3 protein-coding genes are annotated in these 3,678 nt (G+C 72.0%); 2 read left to right on the forward strand and 1 reads right to left on the reverse strand.

Annotation, left to right across the window (positions count from 1 at the left end; translation table 11 throughout):
• Positions 1 to 365 precede the first annotated feature (365 nt).
• Together ACSNOK_RS31655 and ACSNOK_RS31660 are read left to right on the forward strand one after the other, a co-directional pair.
• On the forward strand, positions 366 to 2,540 hold the full coding sequence (locus ACSNOK_RS31655; RefSeq protein WP_436784240.1) for an MFS transporter: 2,175 nt from the start codon (positions 366 to 368) through the stop codon (positions 2,538 to 2,540).
• A gap of 57 nt (positions 2,541 to 2,597) precedes the next feature.
• Complete coding sequence (locus tag ACSNOK_RS31660) at positions 2,598 to 3,008, forward strand: ankyrin repeat domain-containing protein (RefSeq protein ID WP_436784241.1); 411 nt, start codon at positions 2,598 to 2,600, stop codon at positions 3,006 to 3,008.
• A gap of 134 nt (positions 3,009 to 3,142) precedes the next feature.
• Here the strand turns inward: ACSNOK_RS31660 and ACSNOK_RS31665 are convergent.
• Positions 3,143 to 3,678: GNAT family N-acetyltransferase (locus ACSNOK_RS31665; protein WP_436784242.1), on the reverse strand; the 536-nt coding region annotated here is incomplete at its 5' end.

Below are 3,678 nucleotides of genomic sequence, written 5' to 3' on the forward strand. Positions count from 1 at the left end.
CGTAGGGGGAGGGGAGGGGAGGGGCCGGCCTCGTACGGAGAAGGGGTGCGCCCGCCACGTAGGGGACGGCGCGGCAGCGGCAGGTTCCAGGTCGCGTGGCCGCGGCAGGCCTAGGTGAGGCGCGGGAGAACAAGCGGTTCCGCCCGCCGGTCAGGGAGTGCGGGCGGAACCACTTTGTTTCCCAAAGATACAAAAAGTCCCGCCATTTGCGCCAACCCCCCAGGTCAGATGGTGCGCGACAGGCCCGTGGGGCTGCCGTGACGGCGTAGTCCGGCAGGCCCCGGGAGGCCATTCGGACGACGATGGGAAGGCGACGCGCCGGAACCGGTCCGCACCCCGGACCCCGTCCCCGAGGAGGCGCTGCCATGTCCCAGGAGATCCCGGGAACCCCGGGAAGCCCGAGCACCCCGGGAGGCCCGACCGCCCCCGGAACTCCGGGAAACGCGAGCGCTCCCCGAGCCTCTGCTGCCCCGGGCGCCCCGGACCCCCCGGGCGCCGCGACGGCCACGGCACCCGCCCCGCGCGACGAGCACCCCGCCCGGAGCGTCCGGCTCGCGATCGGGGCGCTGCTGCTGGGCATGCTGCTCGCGGCGCTCGACCAGACGATCGTGTCGACCGCCCTGCCCACGATCGTCAGCGACCTCGGCGGCCTCGAACACCTGTCCTGGGTGGTCACCGCCTACATGCTCGCCTCCACGGCGGCCACCCCGCTCTGGGGCAAGCTCGGCGACCAGTACGGCCGGAAGAAGCTCTTCCAGACCGCCATCGTGATCTTCCTGGTCGGCTCGGTGCTGTGCGGCATCGCACGGAACATGCCGGAGCTGATCGCCTTCCGGGCCGTCCAGGGCCTGGGCGGCGGCGGCCTCATGGTGCTCTCCATGGCGATCGTCGGCGACATCGTCCCGCCCCGCGAACGCGGCCGCTACCAGGGCCTGTTCGGGGCGGTCTTCGGCGGGACGAGTGTGCTCGGCCCACTGCTCGGCGGGCTGTTCGTCGACCACCTCAGCTGGCGCTGGGTGTTCTACATCAACGTCCCCGTGGGCATCGTCGCGCTCGCCGTCATCGCCGCCGTGCTGCACATCCCCGTCCGCCGCACCCCGCACCGCATCGACTACCTCGGCACCTTCCTCATCGCGGGCGTGGCCACCTGCCTGGTCCTGATGACCTCGCTGGGCGGGGTCAGCTACCCCTGGTCGTCCTGGCAGATCATCGGGCTCGGGGTACTGGGGGTGCTCCTGCTGGTGCCGTTCGTCCTCGTCGAACGGCGGGCCGCCGAACCCGTACTCCCCCTAGGGTTGTTCCGGAACCACACCTTCACCCTCTGCTCGGTGATCGGCTTCGTCGTCGGCTTCGCGATGTTCGGTTCGATGACCTATCTGCCGACCTTCCTCCAAGTCGTGCACGGAGTGACACCGACGCTCTCCGGCGTCCACATGCTGCCCATGGTCGCGGGCATGCTGATCTCGTCCACCGCCTCCGGGCAGATCGTCAGCCGCACGGGCCGCTACAAGGTTTTCCCGGTCGTCGGCACCGCGGTGATGTGCGTCGGGCTGCTGCTCCTGCACCAGTTCCAACCCGCCACCAGTACCACGGTGATGAGCGTCTGCTTCTTCGTGTTCGGCTTCGGACTCGGCCTGGTGATGCAGGTGCTCGTCCTCATCGTGCAGAACTCCGTCGCTTACGAGAACCTCGGCGTCGCCACCTCCGGCGCCACCTTCTTCCGTTCCATCGGCGCGTCGTTCGGCGTCTCCGTCTTCGGCACGATCTTCAGCAACAAGCTCGCCCCGCGCGTCACCGACGCCCTCGCCGGCGTCCCGCTGCCCCCGGGGCTGAACCCCGGCACCCTCACCGCGGACCCGCGCGCCGTCGACCGGCTGCCCGCCACCGCCAAGGGCGGCGTCCTCGCCGCGTACTCCGACTCCATCACCGACGTCTTCCTCTACGCCGTCCCCGCCGGGCTGGCCGCGTTCGTCCTCGCCTGGTTCCTGCGCGAGGAGCCGCTGCGCGCCGGGGTCACCGCCCCCGACCACAGCGAGGTCGTCTCCAGCAACCCCGTGGAACGCTCCTCCCACGACGAGGTGGCCCGCGCCCTGTCGGTGCTCGGCAGCCGCGAGGGCCAGAAGCGGATCTACGAGCGCATCACCGAGCGTGCCGGGCTCGACCTGCACCCGGCGGCGAGCTGGCTGCTGCTGCGCACCCGGCGGCACGGGTTCGCCGAGCCGCACGCGCTCGCCGAGCGCGTCGACGTCCCGTTGCGCGTGGTCACGGACGCCGTCCGGCAACTCGAATCACGTCACCTCGTCCGGCGCGAGGGGCTCCGCGTCTTCCTCACCGACGAGGGCAGGGACCAGGCCGAACTCCTGTTCCGGGTACGGGAGGAGTCGCTCGCGGAGCTGCTCGGCGACTGGTGGTCCCCCGACCGTCCCACGGACCTCGACGCGCTCGTCCGCGAACTCTGCGCCGAACTGTGCGGCTCCGACGCGGAGCAGCCGCATGACGGGCATCGGTGGCAGCCCCTGGCGGATCACCGGCATCCCTGACAGGGGGGGAGGGGCAGGGGAGGGGCAGGGCGGTCAAACCGTGTGAGGATGGTCGGCATGACGGATCGGGGCCGGCTGGGGCGGACCGCGGTGCACCATGCGGCCGCCGACGGGGACGCGGATGGCCTGCGCGGGCTCCTGGCCGGAGGTGCCGCCGCGGGGGCGGCCGACGACGCGGGCTGGACGCCGCTGCACTTCGCGGCTCAGGCCCGGTCTCCCTCGGCCGTCGAGGTCCTCTTGGCCACGGGCGTGGCGGTTGATGTCGCGGACCGGCACGGCAATACGCCGCTGTCGAGGGCGGTGTTCTGTTCTCGGGGCGAGGGAGCGACGATCCGGCTGTTGCTGGAAGCCGGTGCCGACCCTGACCGGGTCAACGGCCATGGCGTGAGCCCGCGGGCGCTGGCCGCACGGATCGCTAACTACGACGTGGCTGCCCACCTTCCGGCCGGGGGCGGGTCTCCGTCCTAGACTCCCGCCGCCCTCGGAGGACGGCTGGGGTTCGCCGAGAGTGCCGTGGTGAGTGCCGTCGTGGAGTGGTCGTAGAGGGGGCCACGGCGGAAGTGTGGCGAAGAGGGCCTCGGCCCGGTCCCGGCCCCCGGCCCTCACGTCAGGTGAGGCCAACCGGCGGTGGCGGCGCCGTCGATCGTGTTCAGTTCCTTCCCCAGCCATACCTCGGTGTACGGGCCATGGGCGTAAGGATCGATGGCGGTGTAACCGTGCCGGGCGTACAGCGTCAGGGCCTCGGTCAGGTCGCGGCGCGTCTCCAGCACCACCCGTTCCGCGCCCCAGACGCGTGCGGTCTCCGCCACGGCGGCGAGCAGCGCGTCCCCGAGTCCTCGGCCGCGGTGCCCGGGCCGGACGAACATCCGCTTGAGCTCGACGGTGCGGGCGTCGAGCCTCCGCAGGCCGGCACAGCCCGCCGGGTCGTCCCCTCGGCGGGCGAGCAGGAAGACACCGTCGGGTGGGGTGAGGTCGCCGCTGGGGTCCTCGACGAGGTGCCGTTCGATCTCCTCGGGAGTGGTGGTACGGCCGTGGTGCAGCAGGTACCAGCGGTCCGCGACGTCGGTCAGGTACTCGCGGAGGAGGAGCGCGGCCTCGGGGGAGGCGACGGGGTGCGGGGTGACGGTGAGGGGTGAGG

The sequence above is a fragment of the Streptomyces sp. URMC 126 genome (genome assembly GCF_051386555.1).
Lineage (GTDB): Bacteria > Actinomycetota > Actinomycetes > Streptomycetales > Streptomycetaceae > Streptomyces.